Raw genomic sequence first — 21,274 nt, 5'->3', positions numbered from 1 at the left:
CATCTCCGCGAGCAGGGTGTGCGGGAATAGCTCAGCGGTAGAGCATCGCCTTGCCAAGGCGAGGGTCGAGGGTTCAAATCCCTTTTCCCGCTCCAATTCAAGAAGTCTACGCGGCCGGAATCCTTCAAAAGAGGGTTCCGGCCGCTGACGTTTCAGGTCTGAGATTGGTTTGCTGAGACACGTGGATAGGGAAAATCGGTTTTTGCAAGCTACTCGACAAATCCTATGTAGACCGGTATGGAATGACCTGGGTCGCTTTGGCTGCACAGGTGCCGCTGGCTCCATGACCGGGCCAGAAGCGCCCTACCGGCGCTCGTACGACGAAGTGGCCACATCCGCCCATGCGCGTATCGACTGCAAACCGTCCTGCCTTCACGAAGTCCTCCTCGGACACCTCCGTTGCAGCGCCCGTGATTGCCATCCTGGGCATGGGGTGCCGGTTCCCTGGAGGCGCGGATGATCCCGAGTCCTTCTGGCGGCTGATCCACGATGGGCGCGACGCCACGATCGAGATCCCCGCGGATCGCTGGGACGCTGGCCGCTACTACTCGCCAGAGCGGCAGCCGGGAAAGATGTACACCCGCCGGGGTGGCTTCGTGCCGCGGCTCTTCGACTTCGACGCGCGTTTCTTCGGGATCAGCGGCTCCGAGGCGCGCAACATGGATCCGCAGCAGCGCCTGCTGCTCGAGGTCGCGTGGGAGGCGCTGGAGGACGCGGGCATTCCCCCCGGCAGCCTGGCGGGCTCGCGCACGGGGGTTTTTGTCGGCGCGTCGGGAGGAGAGTATCTCTTCACCCATGGCGCGGCCCTGGGGTTCGGGGGCGTCGGCGCCTTGGCGTCCGTGGCGGCTGGCCGGATTGCGCACTACCTGGATCTCCGAGGGCCTGCCCTCTCCGTGGACACCGCGTGCTCGTCGTCGATGGTGGCCCTGCACATGGCCTGCGAGAGCTTGCGGCGAGGCGAGTGCGACCTGGCCCTGGTGGGCGGGGTGAACAGCATCTGTTTCCCCGCCGTCCACAAGATGTTGTGCGACATCGGTGCGTTGTCGCCAGACGGACGCTGCAAGACCTTCTCCGCGGCTGCGGATGGCTTTGCCCGGGCCGAGGGCTGCGGCATGCTGGTCATCGGGCAGTGGCCCGGTGCAGCGCGTGGGCGAGCCCGGGCCGTGGTGCGTGCCACCGCGCTCAACCACGATGGCCACAGCAGCACGCTGATCGCGCCCAGCAGCGAGGCTCAGGCCGCCCTGCTGCGCGATGTCCTCGCCAAAGCCCATCTGCAGCCCGAGGACATCACCTACGTCGAAGCCCATGGCACGGGCACCCCGGTGGGCGACCCGGTCGAGTTCGGCGCCCTGCGGGAAGTCCTCGGAGGAGAGCGCACCCAACTCCTGCGGGTGGGCGCCGTGAAGTCCAACCTCGGCCACCTCGAGGCCGCGGCCGGAATGGCCAGCCTCATCAAGGCCGTGCTCTCGATCGAGCGCGCGGAACTCGCTCCCAACCTCCACGTGGATTGCGTCAATCCCCGCCTCGAGCTGGCTGGCTCCGGCTCGGCGCTCCTCACCGAGCGCGTGCCCTGGCAGAAGCCACCTCAAGGGGCCCACATGGTCAGTGTCAGCAGCTTCGGCTTTGCGGGCACCAACGCCCAAGCCATCCTTGAAGATTCGCCAGAGGACCTCATGGCGTCCCCTCCTTCCTCTCACTCACGGCATCTGCTCTGCCTGTCGGCCAAGAGCGACACCGCGCTTGCCGAGCTGGCTCGCCGCTATGAGCGGCACCTGCGTGAGCGTCCCTCTGTCGGCCTCGCCGACCTCAGCTTCACCGCAGCCGCGGGCCGGACGCACTTTGAGCACCGCGCGGCGCTGATCCTGGAGAGCCGTGAGCAGGCCGCCGAGACCCTTGCCCGGTTGGCCCGGCGTGATACGGCGGAAGTGCTCGTCCGCGGAACGCGTACGTCCGATGAGCCGCCGCGCGTGGGCTTCCTGTTCACGGGACAGGGCTCGCAGTACGCGGGGATGGGAAGAGGGCTGTACGAGCAGGAGCCGGTGTTCCGAGAGGCGCTGGAGGCGTGCGCGCAGGGGCTGAAAGGGCAGCTGCCCAAGGGGCTGCTGGAAGTGATGTTCGCGGGGCCCGAGGAGCGGACGATCCACGAGACGCAGTACGCGCAGCCCGCGCTCTTCAGCGTGCAGTACGCGCTGAGCCGGCTGTGGGAAAGCTGGGGGGTGAGGCCATCCGCGGTGGTGGGCCACAGCGTGGGGGAGTTCGCGGCGGCGTGTGTGGCGGGAGTGCTGGAGCTGAAGGACGCGTTGGCGCTGGTGGCGGCGAGAGGCCGGTTGATGCAGGCGCTGCCCCTGAGGGGGAGCATGGTGTCGGTGCAGGCGCCAGTGGAGAAGGTGCGAGAGGCGATGGAGGCGGCCGGAGGAGGGCAGGTGTCCATCGCGGCGCAGAATGGGCCGAGAAGCACGGTGGTGTCGGGAGAGAAGCAGGCGGTGCAGGAGGTGGTGGGGAGGCTGGAGAGGGAGGGATACAAGGGGCAGGCCCTGACGGTGTCGCACGCGTTCCACTCGGCGCAGATGGAGCCGATGCTGGAGGAGTTCGAGCGAGTGGCGCGCCCGGTGGTGGCGAGGCCAGCGCGCTGCAAGCTGATCTCGAATGTGACGGGGCAGGCGTTTCAGGCGGGGCAGGCCCCGGACGCGGCGTACTGGCGCAAGCACGTGAGAGAGCCGGTGCTGTTCGAGCAGGGGATGAGAGCGATGGCGGAACTGGGCGTGTCCACCTTCCTGGAGATCGGGCCTCATCCCACGCTCACCACCTTGTCTCGCGCGTTCCTGGACAGCGGTGACGGCACGCAGGCCTGGCTCTCGTCCTTGCGGCAGGGCCGCGATGAGCCCGCCCATCTCCTTGCCAGCGCTGCCGCGCTCTACGCTCGGGGAGTCGATCTCGACTGGGAGGGCTTCTTCCATCACCGAGGCGGCCGCAAGATCGCCCTGCCGACCTATCCCTTCGAACACAAGCGCTATTGGATACCGGCCGAATCCAGTGGCCGGGGCAGCGAGGCAGGTGGCGCGCTCCTGCACCCACTCCTTGGGAGGCGTCTACCCTCTGCGCTGGCGGTCATTCCCTTCTACGCGGAACTCAGCGCGGAGGAGCCTGCCTTCCTGAGTGACCACCGCGTCCATGGGATGACCCTCTTCCCAGCGACGGGCTACGTGGAGCTGGCGCTCGCCGCCGTGCGCGCGATCCACGGTGAGGGCCCTTGCACGCTGAAGAACCTCAGCTTCGAACGCGCCCTGGTGCTTCCCGAGGGCAGCCGGTGCCAGGTGCAGGTGCTCGTGACTCCGCTGGCTGCGGGCCGGCTGTCGTTCGAGATCCACAGCCAGGGCACCCGTCCGGACGAAGAGGGAGGCTGGCTCCTGCACGCTCGTGGCGAAGCCATGTTCGAGCCGGCCCAGCACGTCCAGGGTGACGTGAGCACGTGGAAGCAGCGGCTGACCGGCGCGGTGGACGTGGCGGCGCAATACCAGGAGCTGGCCGCCGAGGGGCTCCAGTACGGCCCTGGCTTCCAGGGCGTGGTGGAGGCCTGGACCTCGGCCTCGGCACCGGGCGAGGCCTTGGCCACGGTGCGCCTGCCGAGGGAGCTCAGCGAGGAGGCAGGGGCCTACCTCCTTCACCCGGCGATGCTGGACGCCTGTCTTCAGGTCGTCGCTGCGGCGCGGCGCTCCCTGGCGGGCTCCAACGCGCTCTCCCAGGACACCTACCTGCCGGTGGGAGTGGACGAGCTCGGCTTCTCGCAGAGTGCCACCGGCGTGCTCTGCCACGTGACCGTCTCGGATAAGGGCACAGGGGGAGTGATCTCGGCGGACCTCCAACTCGCTGACACGCAGGGCCGCCCCGTGGCCTCGCTGCGCGGGCTCAAGCTCCAGCGCGTCGATCCGAGCGCTCTGCGCCGCATGGCCAAGAGCGAGGTTCGCGACTGGTTCTATGAACTCGGCTGGAAGAAGCTGGCGGGTGAGCAGGGCGCTGAGACGAAGCCCGCCAACGAGGGGCCTGGGACCTGGCTGGTCTTGGCGGATGAGGGTGGGGTGGCGCATGCGGTCGCCGATGTCCTCACGCGCCGTGGGCACCGCTGCGTGAAGGCCGCTGCCGCGCCCGCCGGGAGGACCCAGGGTGCCGAGGGGACGCCGAGCGCGGGGGCTGCACAGAGGATCGACGCGTGGATCGATCCCACGAGCCCCGAGGACTTCGATCGGCTCGTGGCGACCGTCAACGAGCAGGGCCCGCTGCGGGGTGTGATCCACATGTGGGCGCTGGATGACCACGCCCTTCGCGAGACCTCGGAGGAACTGCTGCTCTCAGACCAGCAGCGGACATGTGTCAGCGCGCTTCACCTCGTGCAGTCTCTCAGCCGCGCCCGTGGTGCTCCTCCCGCCCTGCACCTGGTGACCCGGGGCGCTTGGCCCGTGCGCGATGGCGACTGCGTGGCCGCCACCCAGGCCTCGCTGTGGGGTCTGGGGCGGATCATCACTTTGGAGCATCCCGAGTTCCGCTGCCGCTTGATCGATCTCGATGGACGCTCCGAGCTGCAGGATATCGGGGGCGTCCAGGGGACTGAAGGCGCTGGGGAACTCACGGGCATCGTGGAGGCCCTGGCGGCAGAACTCGAAAGCGGAGAGGGTGAGCCGCAGGTGGCCTTGCGCGGTGATCAGCGGTACGGAGCTCGCCTCTCGCGCCTGCGCAAGCTCGGCACCGAGGCCGAGGATCGCTTGTCGCGGCCTCCGGGAGAGTCGTTCGCGCTCGAGAGCCGGCGGCCTGGCATCCTGGAGGAACTCATCCTCGGCCCAGCGCCGCGGCCGAAGCCAGGCCGGGGGCAGGTCGAGGTCGAGGTCGCCGCCGCCGGCCTCAACTTCCGCGATGTCATGAATGCGATGGGCACCTATCCCGGGGGGCCGGAGCCCCTCGGAGGCGAGTGCGCTGGCCGCATCTCCGCGCTGGGCGATGGGGTCCAGGGCCTCGCGGTGGGGGATGAGGTCGTGGTCGGCCTGACCCGGGGCGCCTTTCGCCGCTTCGTGCTCGCCGATGCCCGCTTCGTGGCGCGCAAGCCCGCCTCGCTCGACTTCGCCGAGGTGGTGACGCTGCCCGTGGCTTACCTCACCGCAGCCTATGGGTTGCTGCGCTTGGGCGCCTTGAAGCCGGGGGAGCGGGTCCTGATCCACGCGGGCGCTGGTGGCGTCGGCTTGGCTGCGATCCAGCTTGCCCAGCGCGCCGGTGCCGAGATCTTTACGACAGCGGGCAGCCCCCGGAAGCGCGATCTCCTGCGCTCCCTGGGCGTCGAGCACGTCCTCGACTCGCGCTCGCTGGCTTTCGCCGAGGAGATCCGTACCCTGACGAAGGGCCGCGGCGTGGACGTGGTGCTCAACTCCCTGGCCGGCGAGTTCGTCACGCGGAGCATGTCGTTGCTCGGGCCTGGCGGGCGCTTCATCGAGATTGGCAAGGTCGACCTCCTCCGCCCGGAGCAAGTGCCCGCGGGCGTGCGCTACCACCCCTTCGACATCGGCGAGGTGTGTGCGCTCGAGGACTCGCTGTGGCGGGAGATGTTCGATGACATCCTCCACGGAATCGAGGTGGGCAAGCTGCGGCCCCTGCCGCACGAGGCCTATCCCATCGAAGAAGCCCGGAGCGCGTTCCGCTACATGGCCCAGGGCCGGCACATCGGCAAGCTGGTCCTGACGTTCGATGAGGGCCGCACCGGGAGCGCGAGCTCCCAGGTCGCCATCTCCGCCGACGGTGCCTACCTGGTGACGGGAGGCCTCGGAGGGCTCGGCCTGCGCGTGGCGCGCTGGCTCCTGGAGCAGGGCGCCGGTCAGGTCGTGCTGGTGAGCCGCCGCCCTCCCTCCGGCGAGGCTCAGGCCCGCCTGCGCGAGCTGGAGGCACTGGCGCCCAGCGAAGGGCGCGTCGTCGTGGCCCTGGGGGATGTCGCGCAAGCCGGGGACGTGGAGCGGATCATCGACTCGATCGATCACCCCGGCAGCGGACACGCGCCGGGCCGCCCCAGGCGGCTGCGCGGCATCGTGCATGCCGCAGGCTTCGTGGAAGACAGCACCCTGGCCCGGCTGAGCCAGGACAGTATGGCTCGGGTGATGGCGCCCAAGATGCTCGGTGCCTGGCACCTGCACCGGCTCACGCGCCGCCGGACGCTCGACTTCTTCGCCGGGTTCTCGTCCATGACGTCCATGGTGGGCAACCCAGGGCAGGGCAACTACGCTGCGGCCAACGCCTTCCTGGATGCCCTGATGCACTACCGCCGGGGCATGGGGCTGCCCGGCCTGAGCATCAACTGGAGCATCTGGCGCGAGGTCGGTATGGCCGCCGCAGATTCCGCCCGCCGCCTGGCCCCACTCGAGGCCCGCGGCATCGACGCCATCGGCCCGGACGAGGGGATCGCGGCCCTGGAGGCCCTGCTCGCGGGCCGGATCGCACAGGCGGGGGTCATGCTGGTCGATTGGAACCGCTACCTGGGAGGAGCCGCGCAGAACGCGCCTCCGCTCCTGGCTCACTTGGCACAGGTGAGAGAGCGGGCCGTGGCCTCGCAGCCAGCCAGGGCCGCGCAGGTTGTCTCGCCGGAGCAGGTGGAGGAGGTGTTCACCGCCGAGATCCGCCGGGTGCTCGATCTGGACGAAGACCTCTACATCGATCCCGCCGAGCCGCTCGACCGGTTGGGCCTGGACTCACTCATGGCGGTGGAGCTGCGCAACCGGCTCGGCGCGCTCCTTGGGGTGACCTTGCCCGCGACGCTCCTCTTCGACTACCCGAGTATCCGGGCTCTGGCCGGCTACGTTCGGGCCGAGGTCCTGAAGACGCCCGCCGAGCCGTCCGCCGCTCCGAAGGCCGCGGTGCCCACCGCGGCCCTGGACCTGTCCGCGAGCGGAGACAAGGTGGCTGCGATCCTCGCTGCGATCGAGAGCTTGTCCGATGCGGAACAGCAGCGGCTCCTGACGAACCTGCTCGAAGGGGAGGAATAGGTGACCATCCGACGAAAGAGCGCGCTGGCCAGCCGCTTTGCCCGCAAGCTGCAGCGCCACGCCACCGAGCCCATCGCCGTCGTCGGCATGAGCTGCCGCTTCCCGAACGCGCCTCACCTGGAGGCCTACCGGCGGCTGTTCTCCGACGGGATGGAGGTCCGCAAGGAGATCCCCCCGGAGCGTTTTGACCTCGACGCCTATTACAGCCCGGTGGCGGGCACTCCTGGCGCGATCTCCACCCGGCATGGTGGCTTCATCCAGGACATTGATCGTTTCGACGCTGGGTTCTTTCGCCTCACGCCTCGCGAGGTCGAGGCCATGGATCCCCAGCACCGCCTGCTGCTCGAACTGGCGTGGGAGGCCTTCGAATCGGCCGGTATGCCCCCCGCGGTGTTGTCGGGAAGCCAGACCGGCGTGTACGTGGGCATCGCGACCTTCGACTACCTGGAACTGACCGATATCCACTCGCCGGATGGCTATACCAACACCGGCCTGTCCCACAGCGCCTCCGTGGGCAGGGTGTCGTACTTCTTTGATCTCAAGGGCCCCTGCGAGGCCATCGACACGGCGTGCTCCGGTTCGCTGGTGGCGGTCCACAATGCCTGCCAGAGCCTGCGCGCGCGGGAGGTGGATTGTGCCCTGGCAGGGGGGGTGAATGCGCTCATTGCTCCCTATGGCTTCATGGGGTTCTCCCAGGCCGGCATGATGGCGCCGGATGGCCGCTGCAAGACCTTCGATGCCCGGGCCGATGGATATGGCCGGAGCGAGGGCAGCGGCATGGTGGTCCTCAAGCGGCTGTCGGATGCGCGGCGGGATCGCGATGTCATCCATGCCCTCATCACGGGCTCGGCGGTGAACCACGACGGCCGGAGCCAGGGTTTCACCGCGCCCAACGGGCTGGCGCAGCGGGAAGTGGTGCAGCGCGCGTGGAAGATGGGCGGATACGGCCCTGGGGATATCGATTGTGTCGAGGTCCACGGGACGGGCACGGCCCTGGGGGATCCTCAGGAGCTTCTGGCGCTGGGAGCGGTCTTCCGCGAACGGGAAGCGGCGGCCAATCGCGTCGTGGTGAGTTCGGCCAAGACCAACGTGGGACACCTGGAGGCCGCGGCCGGTATTGCCGGGCTCATCAAGCTGGTGCTCATGGTCCGCGACGCAGAGATCTTCCCGCACCTTCACCTGCAGCGGACCAATCCCAACATCGACCTTGGCTCCTTGCCGCTGCAGGTCCCCACCGAGCGGCGCCCGTGGCGTACACACGGCTCCAGGCGCGTTGGAGGGGTGAGTTCCTTCGGCTTCAGTGGCACCAATGCCCACGTGCTCGTGGAGTCCGTGAGCGAGGAGGAAGCGTCGGAGGCCACGGAAGGCGCGGAGGCGGGTGATGGCGCGAGCCCGGGGGAGGGGGCGAGTCCCACCGAGCCCCCAGCTCCTCCGCTGCCCTTGCGCCCGGTGCAGATCGTGCCCCTGTCGGCACGTACGCGCCCGGCGCTCACGGAGCTGGCGGGCCGTTGGTCCCGGTACATGCGAGAGTCTCTGGGCGATGAGTTGGCGGACCAGGCGTTCACGGCGGCGACGGGGCGTCACCACTTCGAGCATCGCGCGGCGGTGGTGGCCTCTTCGCGCCGCGAACTCGAAGCCGCGCTCGATGCCATGCGTCACGGCCGCGAGGACAAGAACCTCCTGCGAGGCAACGTACGGCCTCGGATGCAGCCCAAGGTGGGCTTCCTGTTCACGGGACAGGGCTCGCAGTACGCGGGGATGGGAAGAGGGCTGTACGAGCAGGAGCCGGTGTTCCGAGAGGCGCTGGAGGCGTGCGCGCAGGGGCTGAAAGGGCAGCTGCCCAAGGGGCTGCTGGAAGTGATGTTCGCGGGGCCCGAGGAGCGGACGATCCACGAGACGCAGTACGCGCAGCCCGCGCTCTTCAGCGTGCAGTACGCGCTGAGCCGGCTGTGGGAAAGCTGGGGGGTGAGGCCATCCGCGGTGGTGGGCCACAGCGTGGGGGAGTTCGCGGCGGCGTGTGTGGCGGGAGTGCTGGAGCTGAAGGACGCGTTGGCGCTGGTGGCGGCGAGAGGCCGGTTGATGCAGGCGCTGCCCCTGAGGGGGAGCATGGTGTCGGTGCAGGCGCCAGTGGAGAAGGTGCGAGAGGCGATGGAGGCGGCCGGAGGAGGGCAGGTGTCCATCGCGGCGCAGAATGGGCCGAGAAGCACGGTGGTGTCGGGAGAGAAGCAGGCGGTGCAGGAGGTGGTGGGGAGGCTGGAGAGGGAGGGATACAAGGGGCAGGCCCTGACGGTGTCGCACGCGTTCCACTCGGCGCAGATGGAGCCGATGCTGGAGGAGTTCGAGCGAGTGGCGCGCCCGGTGGTGGCGAGGCCAGCGCGCTGCAAGCTGATCTCGAATGTGACGGGGCAGGCGTTTCAGGCGGGGCAGGCCCCGGACGCGGCGTACTGGCGCAAGCACGTGAGAGAGCCGGTGCTGTTCGAGCAGGGGATGAGAGCGATGGCGGAGCTGGGCGTGTCCACCTTCCTGGAGATTGGGCCTCATCCCACGCTCACCCCCCTGGCGCGCGCGTCGCTGACCAGCCCCTCGGCAGAGGGTGAAGAGCAGCCCTGGTTGTGGTCGCTCACTCGGGACGGGGATGACACGCGGCGCATGGTGGAGAGCGCCGCTGCACTGTATGCCCACGGGGTTGAGCTGAACTGGGCGGGCTTCCATGAGCGCCGCTTGGCCAAGAAGGCGCTCCTGCCCACCTATCCCTTCGAGCGCAAGCGCCACTGGCTCGTGCCTTCGAACTCGCAGTCAAAGAAAGCCCCCAAGCGGGCCAAGGGCCACCCGCTGCTCGGCCGGCGCCTGCAGTCGCCCCTGGCTGGCGCGCAGTTCGAAGGACTCCTGAGCTCCGAGTCGCCTGCCTACCTGTCGGGCCACCGCATCTACGGCCTCACGGTGTTTCCGGCGACAGGGTATGCGGAGATGGCCCTGGCCGCGCTGCGCGCCGTGGTGGGTGCGTTTCCGTGCGAGCTTGAGAACGTGCTCATCGAGCGAGCCCTGATCTTGCCCGAGGACAGCCAGCGCAGGGTTCAACTGCTGCTCACGCCTGTGTCTCGCGAGAACGGCGAGGAGCGGTTCCGTTTCGAGATCCACAGCCAGCCCTTCCTGGACGATGGCGAGGAGGAGCAGCGCCTGCCCTGGCTCCTCCACGCGCGCGGCGAGGCCCGGTGTGACACGTCGGGCCAGGCCCAGCCTTCGCCGTCGCTCGAGGGGACCGGCAGCGTCGAGGTCAAGCTGGAAGGGGAGAGCGAGCTCGCCCCGGCGGACTTCTACCGGCTCCTCACCGAGCGTGGCATGGGCTACACAGGTGCCTTCCGGTCCATCACCACGCTTCGGAAAGGACCCCACGGCTCTGGCGTTGCCATGGCGCGTGTGGCCCTGCCTGCGGAAGAGAGCCCCGGTGCGTCACCGGTGAGCGCCCGTCACGTGGCCCACCCGGCGCTGCTCGATGGCTGCTTTCAGGCCATCGGCGCCGCACTGACCACGCGGTTCGCCGCGGGCAATGCTGTCAAGATGGCCTACCTGCCCGTGGCGATCGAGCGGGTGCGCCTGCGCCAACCTCTGGGCAACGAGGCGTCGGCCCGCGTGGAGGTCAGCCTCGGCAAGGGCCTGGAGTACAGCGCGGCGCTTTCGGTGTTTGCCGCCGATGGCTCGCCCGCGCTTGAGATCGTAGGCCTGCGCATGCAGGGCGTGGAGCGCTCACGCATGCGCGAGGCGGCCTCGGAGCGGCAGGACGGCGCCGACATCCTGCACCAGCTCTCCGAGGCCTCACCCGTGAAGCGCTGGGACCTGATGGTCACCTTCCTCGCCAACCAGGTCGCCGACATCATGGGGGTCGAGAGCAGCGAGATCTCCGGTGGGCTCATGTACTTCGAGCTGGGCATGAGCTCCCTGGGCTCCGTGGAGCTCCAGTACCGGCTCCAGAAGAACCTCCGCTGCGAGCTTCCGAAGAACCTGGTCATTGATTACGAGAGCACCGAATCCCTGGCGGCCCATCTGCTCACCCAGACGTTCGGCAACGGCTCCTTCGAAAGGGGGCAGTCATGAGCCCGTCCGTGGGCAGGCCCGCGCGCTCCTCAGCCGAGGCCGCGCGCGACTTCATCGAACGCAACCTGAACGTCCGCCAGGTGAACAAGGTTCTCCACGCCTTCCCGTCGCCGCGGATGTGGCAGGAGACCGATATTCCGGTGCGCGAGCGGCTCGAAGCGCGCAAGGCGGCGCAGGAAAGCCATGACCTGGCCCTGTACGTCGCCGTTCCCTACTGCATTCGCACGGATCCGGACCGGTGCGGCTACTGCCTGTTCCCCGTCGAGGTCTACACCGGCAACAACGACCTGGACACGTACTTCTCCTACTTGCGGCGCGAGGGAGAGTTGTACCGGGGCCTGTTCGAGAAGGATCGGGTCGTCAACATCTACTTCGGCGGCGGCACCTCCAACCTCTACCGCGCCGACAGGTACCCCCAGCTCATGGACCTGGTGCGGGAGCACTTCACGCTGCCGGCCGGCGTCTCCATCACCCTCGAGGGGATCCCTCAGCTCTTCACGCGCGAGAAGCTGCAGAAGATCAAAGAGAGCGGGATGAACCGCGTGAGCATGGGCGTGCAGCAGATGAATGACGAGCTGAACGCGCTCAGCGGACGCAAGCAGACCGTCAAGCACACCCTTCAGACCATTGAGTGGTGCCAGGAACTCGGGCTGCCCTGCAACGTGGACCTCATCTTCGGATGGCCGCGCCAGACCGTGTCCACCATGATGAAGGACCTGGAGTTGCTGGTGAGCACCGGGATCCACCACATCACCCACTATGAGCTCAACGTCGGCGGACCGACCGACTTCGCCTTGAACCGGCGTCACGAGCTGCCCTCGGTGGCCGAGAATCTGGAGATGTACCGGGTCTCGCGGGACTTCCTGAAGAGCTGCGGCTACGTCCAACTCACTCCCTATGACTGGGAGAAGATCGACGCCCCGGAGCAGCGCCTCTACGAGGAATGCGAACGCGACTTCCGCGCCACGGACATCTTCGGCTGGGGCTACGCGGGCGTGTCCCAGTTCACGGGGGCGGGAGGCCGGGAAGCCTGGACCTACCGGCAGCACACCTCGATCAAGGACTACTACAAGGCCATCGACGAGGGACGGATCCCGCTCGAACATGGGTTCACCCACCAGGAGGTCGACTACCGCCTGTCCCAGCTCTTCCGGAACCTGCAGGGACTGGAGGTGGATCTCGATGCCTATCAGCGGGCGTTCGGGGTCGAGCTCATGGACGAGTACGCTGGCTCCTGGCAGGCCCTGACCGAGCGCGGCTTCGTCGCACTCGAGGGCAGGAAACTGCGCCTGGTGGGGGATGGGGTGTTCTACACGCCCATGATCCAGACGCTGCTCTCGCGCGAGCGCATCGCCGAGCTGAGCAGCTCGCTCCGTGCCTCGGCGCGGCCCGCGGCCTTGTCCGGTACCTGAGGAGCCACCGATGCTCGAGCCTTCCTCCCACTTCATTGCCAGTGACGGGACGAGGATTCACTACCTCCGCTGGAACGAGCCCCAGGAGGGGCGTCCGGCCGTGGTGCTCACGCATGGGCTGGGCTTCGTGGGCGCCTCGTGGATGCTCCTGGCGCGCGAGCTCGCGCGTGACTACACCGTCTACGCCCTGGATCGCCGCGGCCACGGGCGCAGCGCTCCGGTGGACGAGCGCGGCTGCGCCTTCGAGGTCTTCAGCCGTGATCTGAGCCTCTTCCTCGACACCCTCGGCGTGCGCGGCGCCTATGGCATCAGCCACAGCTCGGGGGCCACGGACATGCTCCTGACCGCGGGCATTCGGCCGGAGGCCTTCGCGGGCATCCTCGCCGTGGAGCCCACCGTCCAGGATCCACGGGCCAAGCGCGATCCGGATCCCACCGTGTCGGAGTTGTGCCAGGGGCTCATCAACCGCACCCAGTACCGCCTGAGCCGCTATTCCAGCCGTGACGCCGCGCTTGAGATGCTGCGCAAGCGCTCGCCACTCCAGCGCTGGCATCCGGAGCTGCTGCGGGCCCAGCTCGAATACGGCTATCGCGACGTCGAGGGCGGGGGGGTCGAGTCCTGCTGCCTGCCCGCCGCCGAGGCCGAGATGCTGGTCCCCATCTTCCAGACCATGGAGAACCGCTACCCGGGCCGCGAGTTCGAGCGCCTGCTCGACGTGAAGTGCCCGGTGCTCGTCACCTCGGCCGACGAGAGCAACCCGGTCTACGGGGCCATGGCCGAGATCGCCGCCCGTGTCATCCCAGGCGCCCGTCATCACACCTGCAAAGGGGCCTCGCACTTCTGGCCCCAGGAGCGGCCAGAGGAGTTCGCCCAGCAGGCTGCCCTCTTCGCTTCCAACTTCATGAGGTCACCGAAATGGACCTGAGTTCCGAGCTGGCCCTTCGCGTCTACGAGCAGATCTTCTGGGGCATTGACAAGCCGCTCGGCTACACCCTGGAGGAGGACGAGTCCGGGGCGCGCAAGCCTGTTTCCATCCCCGCGGATGCCCCCTGGTATGCCAGCCATCCCGATCCCCGCATGCCAGCGTGGTTCCTGAAGGAGCTCGTCACCGAGAGTTCGGCCAAGGGCATTCCAGGCTTGTCCCTGGCGGGGTGCCGGCAGCTCGATGACGAGGCCTTTGCCCACCTTCAGGCCGCCCCCCACCTCAAGATCCTCGACCTGTTCAACACCCGCATCACGGATGCCGGGGCCGCCTCACTCGGCAAGCTCACATCACTCGGCTCGCTCAACCTGGCGGGCACGGCCATCACCGATCGCGCGATCGAGGTGATCGCCGGGCTGCCCTCGCTCGAGACGCTGCACCTGGGCTGGACCGAGGTGAGCGATGCCGGCTTGGCCCGGCTGGCCTCGGCGCCGTCGCTGAAGACCCTGGATCTGCGCGGGACCCGGATCACCGACGCGGGGCTGGCCCGGCTGACCGGCCTGAAGAGCCTCCGGGCACTGAGCCTTCAGGAGACTGGAGTAGGGGACGCCGGGGTGGCCGCGCTCGCGCCCCTGGCGCCCGTCCTCGAGCGGCTGTACCTGGGCTACACGCGGGTGACCGACGCGTGCGTCAACACGCTCGCGACGTTCACTGGCCTGCGCACCCTCTCGATTCGGGGAACGGTGATCAGCGCCGAGCAGGAGAAGCGGCTCGCTGCGGCGCTGACAGGGCTCGGAGGCGTCGGGACCGGTCCTCAGGGCATCCAGGAAGGCCTGATTCGCTGACGAACCGACTTCACCCATGCTCTACGAACTCCTCCACCGCGCGGCACGTGCGGCGCCCAGCAGCACGGCGCTCGTCTATGGCGCCACGCGCATCAGCTACGGCCGGCTGCTGCGTGGCGTCGAGGGCTTTGCCGCCGAGCTCGCCACTGCAGGCCTTGAGCGCTCGGACTGCGTGTCCCTGGTCCTGGACAACAACCCCATGTTCGTCGTGGCGTTCTTCGCCGCGGCCAAGCGTGGGTGCGTGATCCTGCCGCTGAGCCCCCAGCTCGCTAATGATGGCCTCGTCCGCTACTTCTCCGATGCCCGGCCGCGCCTCGTCGTGACCACGCAGTCCCAGGCGGAGCGGTGTCGGCAGGCCCTCACTCGCTGCGGGCTGGAGGCGGCCGTGTGCGCCGTCTCGGACCTCGCCCTCCCCGACGGCGGCGCCAGCCTGGACACCTCGGGCGAGCCCTCTCGAAGGCAGTACGGTGGCCGGGCCCTCTACCTCTATACGTCGGGCTCGGAGGGCTACAAGAAGCGCATCTGCCGCACCCAGGAGAACCTCCATTACGAGGCCATGAACTTCGTGCGCGCGGCCTCGCTGGGGCCTGAGGACACGGTCGGGTGCCTCGTGCCGCTGTATCACTCCTATGGTCTGGGCAATGGGCTGCTTGCCGCCGTGGGCGCTGGCGCCACCCTGGTCCTTCTGGCTCCCCGAAGTGAGGGTGGCGAGCAGGTGGAGCTGCCCTTCGCCGCCCGGTGCAAGGAGGCCCTGGCATTGATCGAGCGCGAGGGGGTGCGCGTGCTCGCGGCCGTCGCCCACCAGTATGAGGCCCTGGCGCAGCTTCCGCGTGAGCCCGGACTGCCATCCACCCTGCCTGCGCTCCGGTGGAGCCTCAACTCGGGCAACCGGCTGCCCCTGGAGGTCTACCAGCGCTTCCTCGAACGTTTTGGCGTCCCCATCCGTCAGCTCTACGGCTCGACGGAGACGGGCTCGATCGCTGCGAATCTCGTCATGGGCAGCAGCTTCCGTCCCGATGTGGTGGGCGCCTGCCTCGACAACGTCAAGGTCTCGATCGTGGACGAGCAGGGCCAGGAACTTCCCCCGGGCGCGGTGGGGGCCGTCCTGGTGTCGAGCCCAGTCCTGCCGCCCGATGGCTACGACGGCAAGCCCGAGGCGACCCTCGCGGCGTTCTCGGGTGGCCACTACCGCACCGGCGATCTGGGCTGCCTGAGCCCGGAGGGCATCCTGCGCATCGTCGGGCGTAAGCAGACCTTCATTGACACCGGTGGCTACAAGGTTGACCCCAAGAACGTCGAGGCCGTGCTGCTCGATCATCCCCTGGTGCGTGAGGCCGTCGTCCTCGGGGTCCACGCGCCGGGGCTCGGCCAGGTGGTCAAGGCAGTGATCGTGGCGGGGGAGGGCTGCGACGAGGTCTCGCTCGTGCGGCACTGCCAGGGACGGTTGGCCGCCTATGAGGTGCCGCGCCTCTTCGACTTCCGCGAGGCGCTGCCGCGCAGCCCCTTGGGGAAGGTCCTCAAGGACGAGCTCCTGGGGGGCGCGGGGCCGGGAGCAGGGTGTTTCGTTCTCGAAAGTGACGGTTCGCGCGGGTTCGAGAGCATGGCATGGAGGCGCGCCAAGCCTCAGGAGCCGGGACCGGGAGAGATCCGGCTCCAGATCCTCGCGGCAGGCCTCGGCTTGCAAGACGTCCTGCGGGGCGCTGGGCCTGGCAGCGGGTGTTGTGGCCGGGTCATTGCCATCGGCGAAGGCGTCACCTGCTTCAAGGAGGGGGACGAGGTCATCACCGTCTTCCCTGGTTGCCTCGCCAGTCATGTGTGTGTCCCCGAGCTGCTGGCCGTACCCAAGCCGAGGACCCTGACGGTGGAGGAGGCCGCGGCGCTTCCTTCACCTCACGTGCTCGCTCACTACGCGCTGGTGCACGCGGCCGGGCTTCAGAGGGGAGAGCGGCTGCTCATCCACGCGGCCAGTGACGGAGTGGGGCTGGCCGCGCTGCAAGCTGCTCGGCACCGCGGGGCGGAGGTGTTTGCCACGGCAGGCAGTGAGGCCACGCGCGAGCACCTGCGCGCCCTTGGTGCCTCGCGCGCGATGGCTCCCCGCTCGCCGGCCTTCGCTGACGAGGTGCGCCAGCACACGGGCGGCGAGGGAGTCGACGTGCTCCTGAACGCTCCAGGGGGAGCGTTCCACCCCGCGAACCTGGAACTCCTGCGTCCTGGGGGACGATTCATCGAGCTGGACACGCGCGACGCCCGGGCGGACGACACGCTTGGGCTCAGGCCCTTCCTGCGTGGGCTCAGCTTCACCCTGGTGGATCTGCACGGAATGATGTCCAGCCGCCCGCAGCTCGTCAGCGCCTTGCTGCGCGAGGTGGCAGAACTCGCGGAGGAGGGTGTCTACCGGCCGCGGCTCGATCGGACCTTCCCTGCCTCGGAAGTAGGCGAGGCCCTTCGCTACGTGGAAGCCGGTACGCACGTGGGGGCGATCGTCGTCGACCTGCGTGACAGCGAGCTCCAGGTCCAGCCGGCCGGTGCACCCGCGGAACCGGCGCCGGGCGGCGTGCTCGAGGTGCTCCAGGCCTCTCTTCCCCTCGAAGAGCAGCGGGCACTCCTTGAGGAGCGGATCCGCGGCGAACTCGCGGCGCTGCTCCGGCGCGACAGCGCGTCGCTGCCGCGGCGAGAGCCCCTGCGCACCCTGGGGATGGACTCCCTGAGCACCGTCCTGCTGAAGAAGCGCCTCGCGGCCATGTGCGGCATCTCGCTTCCGGTGACGTTTATCTGGGAGCACCCGACCATCGAAGAGCTCGCCGAGGGGGTGCTGCGTGAGTTGCGCATCCCTTCCCGAGAGGGCTCCAGCACGTTGCCCAGGGACCGCGCCCCCCGGCTCCGGCCCTCCCTTGCTCGCGATGAGCCCATGGCCATCATCGGCATCGGGTGCCGCCTGCCAGGTGGCGCGTCATCGCCCTCGGCGTTCTGGGAGCTCCTGTCGAATGGCGTGGATGCCATCCGCGAAGTGCCCGCGGATCGATGGCGTGCGAACGAGGTTCAGGCACGCGCGGGTCACACGCCCGGGCTGGTCGTGCCCCGCTGGGGTGGTTTCCTGGAAGGCATTGACGGCTTCGATGCGGCCTTTTTCGGGATCTCGTCCCGCGAAGCGCAAGGGATGGATCCGCAGCAGCGCTTGCTGCTCGAGGTGAGCTGGGAGGCGCTGGAGGATGGCGGCTTGCCACCCCTGAGCCTGCGGGGGAGCCGCACCGGTGTCTTCATGGGCATGTCCTTCTCCGATTACGGGGCGCGGGCCCTTTACTCGGACGACCTCAGCCGGATCACTCCCTATTCGAGCATCGGGAACGTCTTCAGCATCGCCGCCGGGCGCATCTCCTATGTCCTGGGCCTGAGCGGCCCCAGCCTCGCGCTGGACACCGCCTGTTCCTCCTCCCTGGCGGCCGTCCACCTGGCATGCCAGAGCTTGCGTGCGGGCGAGTGCGACATGGCGCTCGCCGGAGGGGTCAACCTGATCCTTGAGCCCAACGCGGGCGTGGCCCTGGGCCGCATGAATGCGCTGGCCCCGGATGGCCGCTGCAAGCCCTTCGACGCTTCAGCGGATGGGTTCGTGCGCTCTGAAGGCTGCGCGGTCGTGGCCATCAAGCCCCTCGGCGCGGCCCTGAGGGATCGCGATCGCATCTACGCGCTCATTCGCGGCTCGGCGAGCAACCATGATGGGCGCAGCAATGGCCTGACCGCGCCCAACGGCCGCGCCCAGCGAGCGGTGATCCAGCAGGCGCTGGCTCATGCACGCGTCCCGGCCGCTGAGGTGGGCTATGTCGAGACGCACGGGACAGGCACGCCCCTGGGCGATCCCATCGAGGTCCATGCCCTGGGTGAAGTGCTGGGCGAGGGCCGCGACCCCGCGCGGCCGCTGCTCCTGGGCGCGGTCAAGGGCAACATCGGCCATACCGAGGCGTGCGCTGGCGTGACCAGCCTCATCAAGGTAGCGCTTGTCTTCCAGCACGGGACCGTCCCGGCGAATCTGCACTTCCGCAAGCCCAACCCGCACATCGCCTGGGAGCAGTTCCCTGTACGGGTGGCCGACACCCCGGTGGCTTGGCTACCGCGCGGAGACGAGAGGCGCATTGCAGGGGTGAGCGCATTCGGCTTCAGTGGGACCAACGTCCACGTTCTTCTCGAAGAACCTCCGCCTTGACTCGGGGAAAGGACGGGCGCGCGAGCGGCTGAGGGCTTCGGGCACTGGCCGCTTCGCGCGCCCTGGACGCGCTACTGGCAGGTGATGCCGGGCAGGCCCCGGTACGCGCCCTGCGCCGTCCACCGGGTGTACGGCGTCCCGCAGGCCCCCGAGTATGGGTCATCCGAGCCGTAGCCGGGGACCCAGTACTCGAAGTGCAGGTGCGGCCCCGTGGAGGCCCCGGACGAGCCCACGCGCGCAATCCAGTTGCCGCAGGTGAGCGTGGTGCCCCGGGCGTACTGCTGCGTCCAGGCCTTCAGGTGCCAGTACCAGGTCTGGGTGTTATCCGGGTGCCGCATGATGATGTAGTTGGCCGTGTACAGGCCGCAGGCGGCGTACGGGTTGCCCTGGTCCCAGTAGTTGCACCGGTCGTAGTACCCGTCCACCGTGGACTCGACGTAGCCCCGGGCGGCGTTCATCGCCCAGACGCCGTAGTCCATCTTGCTGAACCCGCCGGCCAGGGCGTAGTCGATGCCCGTGTGGCCGCTGTAGCGCACGCCGCCACAGGCGTAGTCCCTGCCGCCGTAGTCCCGGTACGCACTCACCACGCAGCCGCCGTTTCCGCACTGGTCCGCCAGCTGCGACGCGGGGAATCGGAACATCGTTTGCGCGGAGGAGACCGCCGGGAAGGCCAGCAGCGAGAACGCCAGCACTGCGGTGAGCATCTTCGTCATCGAGCCAATCACTTGTCACCGCCCAGGTCCGGAGCCGCCGCGCCCGTGCGCACGTTCAGTGTCCAGAACGCGCCGCCGCCGGCGTTGTAGCGAAGCACGTCGTTACTCAACCACTCCATGTGGTGGCTGGAGACGGGCGGGGGGACGAATTCCTTCGGGGGCCCGCCGAACAGCATCCAGTTCTCCAGGCCCACGTTGGTGAGCTGCCGGGGCTCCGCGCCGTCCACGTCCGTGACGTAGAAGGACGCCACGGTGGTGCGGCCGGAGACGAAGATGACCGTCTTGCCATCCGGGGAGATGCTGGGCGTCGCGTCGACACCGGGCCCGTCCGCCAGCACCTTCACCTGGCCCTTCAGGTCGATGATGCCCACGGACGTCTCGTGCTTGTGGCTGGCGGACGTCTGCAGCGTGGCCACCAGCGCGTCGCCCTTCGCCGTTGGGAACAGGTCCCCGCCCACGCCCCGGGCCAGCAGCCGCTCACGGCCGTTGGCCTCGCGCAGGCGCAGGTTGCCCTCGCCATCCAGCAGCGCCACGTCCTGCCCCACCGAGCGGGCCTCGCGGTACTTGAACGCCCGGTCCACCACGCGGACGGCGCCCGTCACCTCGTCGTACTGGACAATGGCCAGCAGCGGCAGCTCGTCCGTGCCCAGCGGCTGCTCCGGAATCTCCGCGACCACGCCCGCCAGCATGACCCGGCCCTGGCCAAAGAGGTGGATGAAGCGCGCCTTGGGGCCGAACTCCTTCGCGACGGCCGGCACGAGGCGCTCGCGCGCCTTGGTCACACGCCGCAGATCCGCCGGGTTCATGATGTCTGCTGCAAGAGCCTGGGTGGCCAGCAGCGCTGTCAGTGCCAGAAATGGCTTTTTCATTTTGTTTCAGCTCGATGGGAGAAACCACGCGGGTGCAATGTGGCGAAATGGTTTTCTCGCGAGGCGAGTGCGAGTTGCTTAGAAAATGATTATTTCTGGGAGATCGGAAAATTATGGGCCCAGAGCTGGGCGTTGAGCGCCAGCCCGAGCCGGCCGGGATCGTGGCGCAGCAGCAGGACCAAGCACTTGGAAAAGAGCCCTGCGTCACGAAGACAAGCTGGCCTCGCCCGGCAGCGTGAGGATGAACTCCGCGTACTGTCCCTCTTCGGACTCCACGTGCAACGTGCCGCCGTGGGTGACGACGATGATGTCGTGGCTGATGGACAGGCCCAGCCCCGTGCCTTTCCCTGGCGGCTTGGTCGTGAAGAAGGGGGTGAAGATCCGGTCCCGGATGGCTGGGGGAATGCCCTCTCCATTGTCGCGTATCCGCATCTCCACCGCGCTTCCCGTCCACCGCGTGGACACGCTCACCTGGGGCAGTGAGGACAGCCCGAGCCGCCGCCCCTTGTGGTGGGCCGCGTAGCAGCTGTTGTCCAGCAAGTTGAGGATGACCCGGCGGATGTCCTCGGTGGCCAGGGGCAGGGCAGGCACGGAGGGGTCGAGCTCTGTATCGATGGCCACCTCGATCTTCGGTGTCTGGGAGTGCAGGCCGTGCTGGATGAAGCGGACGGCTTCCTCCACCAGTTGATTGATGTCGGCCAGGTGCGGCTTCCCAGCGGGGGCGCGCGCATGCCTCAGCATTCCGTCGATGATGCTCGTGGCGCGGTGCCCGTGCTCGCACACCTTGAAGGAGTTTTGCGTCAGCTCACTCATCAAAGCCAGGAGCTTGTCCCGCCAGGAGGGCGGAAGCCCCGTGCCGTTGCCCAGGTCCTCCGCCAACTCCTGGAGCAGCTCCAGGGAGCCTTCGGCGAAGTTACTCATGAAGTTCAACGGGTTCTTCAACTCGTGCGCGATGCCCGCGGTGAGTTCGCCCAGCGAGGCACGCTTTTCCTGGGTGATGATCTGCACCTGCATGGTCTTGACCGTCTCCAGCGTGTGCTGCAGCTCGGCATTCTTCTGGTGGAGCTGCTCGGTGCGCTCGGCGACGCGTTGCTCCAGGGTACGGCTGTGTTCCTCCATCGTGCGGTACAGCGCCTGAGGCATCCCCTCATTTAGCGAGCAGGCAGACAAGCGTTGACTGGGCCGTCTGATGCAACAAGTAGGGTCCATC

At 68.4% G+C, this 21,274-nt stretch carries 9 protein-coding genes and 1 tRNA gene; 7 read left to right on the top strand and 3 right to left on the bottom strand.

Translation table 11 applies throughout. The annotated features are described in order from the left end of the window. Positions 1 to 20 precede the first annotated feature (20 nt). The 7 genes from KY661_RS32750 (at position 21) to KY661_RS32720 (ending at position 18,482) form a co-directional block, all read left to right on the top strand. Positions 21 to 95, top strand: a tRNA-Gly gene (locus tag KY661_RS32750). 246 nt (positions 96 to 341) lie between these two features. After that, positions 342 to 7,013, top strand: a complete 6,672-nt coding sequence (locus KY661_RS32745) for a type I polyketide synthase (RefSeq protein ID WP_225413944.1) — start codon at positions 342 to 344, stop codon at positions 7,011 to 7,013. Continuing rightward, on the top strand, positions 7,014 to 11,105 hold the full coding sequence (locus tag KY661_RS32740) for a type I polyketide synthase (protein ID WP_225413943.1): 4,092 nt from the start codon (positions 7,014 to 7,016) through the stop codon (positions 11,103 to 11,105). Beyond that, positions 11,102 to 12,517, top strand: a complete 1,416-nt coding sequence (locus KY661_RS32735) for a coproporphyrinogen-III oxidase family protein (RefSeq protein ID WP_225413942.1) — start codon at positions 11,102 to 11,104, stop codon at positions 12,515 to 12,517. The genes KY661_RS32740 and KY661_RS32735 overlap by 4 nt, the downstream gene beginning before the upstream one ends. Before the next feature lie 10 nt (positions 12,518 to 12,527). Next, complete coding sequence (locus KY661_RS32730; RefSeq protein WP_075008320.1) at positions 12,528 to 13,442, top strand: alpha/beta fold hydrolase; 915 nt, start codon at positions 12,528 to 12,530, stop codon at positions 13,440 to 13,442. After that, positions 13,433 to 14,284, top strand: coding sequence for a leucine-rich repeat domain-containing protein (locus KY661_RS32725; protein WP_225413941.1), 852 nt, complete (start codon positions 13,433 to 13,435; stop codon positions 14,282 to 14,284). The genes KY661_RS32730 and KY661_RS32725 overlap by 10 nt, the downstream gene beginning before the upstream one ends. A gap of 16 nt (positions 14,285 to 14,300) precedes the next feature. Then, entirely contained in the window at positions 14,301 to 18,482 is a 4,182-nt protein-coding gene (locus KY661_RS32720) for a beta-ketoacyl synthase N-terminal-like domain-containing protein (protein ID WP_225413940.1), read from the top strand. A gap of 71 nt (positions 18,483 to 18,553) precedes the next feature. Here the strand turns inward: KY661_RS32720 and KY661_RS32715 are convergent, their stop codons facing one another. The 3 genes from KY661_RS32715 to KY661_RS32705 form a co-directional block, all read right to left on the bottom strand. Next, entirely contained in the window at positions 18,554 to 19,195 is a 642-nt protein-coding gene (locus KY661_RS32715; RefSeq protein WP_075008317.1) for a M23 family metallopeptidase, read from the bottom strand. 8 nt (positions 19,196 to 19,203) lie between these two features. After that, a complete protein-coding gene (locus KY661_RS32710; protein ID WP_225413939.1) occupies positions 19,204 to 20,001 on the bottom strand; it encodes a TolB family protein in 798 nt (265 codons plus the stop codon). A 267-nt stretch (positions 20,002 to 20,268) separates the two neighbouring features. After that, positions 20,269 to 21,207: a sensor histidine kinase gene (locus tag KY661_RS32705; protein WP_225413938.1), complete on the bottom strand. Its 939-nt coding sequence runs from the start codon at positions 21,205 to 21,207 to the stop codon at positions 20,269 to 20,271. Positions 21,208 to 21,274: the final 67 nt, after the last annotated feature.

The organism is Allostigmatella hybrida, assembly GCF_020103775.1.
GTDB classification, from domain to species: Bacteria; Myxococcota; Myxococcia; order Myxococcales; family Myxococcaceae; genus Hyalangium; species Hyalangium aurantiaca.
The sequence above is the reverse complement of the archived record's forward strand: the minus strand, read 5'-3'. Positions and strand labels throughout refer to the sequence as shown.

What these genes read in the sequence shown, in the direction of transcription:
- KY661_RS32715 (WP_075008317.1), bottom strand. Translation starts at nt 19,195, where the DNA reads ATGACGAAGATGCTCACCGCAGTGCTGGCGTTCTCGCTGCTGGCCTTC.
- KY661_RS32730 (WP_075008320.1), top strand. Translation starts at nt 12,528, where the DNA reads ATGCTCGAGCCTTCCTCCCACTTCATTGCCAGTGACGGGACGAGGATT.
- KY661_RS32735 (WP_225413942.1), top strand. Translation starts at nt 11,102, where the DNA reads ATGAGCCCGTCCGTGGGCAGGCCCGCGCGCTCCTCAGCCGAGGCCGCG.
- KY661_RS32745 (WP_225413944.1), top strand. Translation starts at nt 342, where the DNA reads ATGCGCGTATCGACTGCAAACCGTCCTGCCTTCACGAAGTCCTCCTCG.
- KY661_RS32725 (WP_225413941.1), top strand. Translation starts at nt 13,433, where the DNA reads ATGGACCTGAGTTCCGAGCTGGCCCTTCGCGTCTACGAGCAGATCTTC.
- KY661_RS32710 (WP_225413939.1), bottom strand. Translation starts at nt 20,001, where the DNA reads ATGAACCCGGCGGATCTGCGGCGTGTGACCAAGGCGCGCGAGCGCCTC.
- KY661_RS32705 (WP_225413938.1), bottom strand. Translation starts at nt 21,207, where the DNA reads ATGCCTCAGGCGCTGTACCGCACGATGGAGGAACACAGCCGTACCCTG.
- KY661_RS32720 (WP_225413940.1), top strand. Translation starts at nt 14,301, where the DNA reads ATGCTCTACGAACTCCTCCACCGCGCGGCACGTGCGGCGCCCAGCAGC.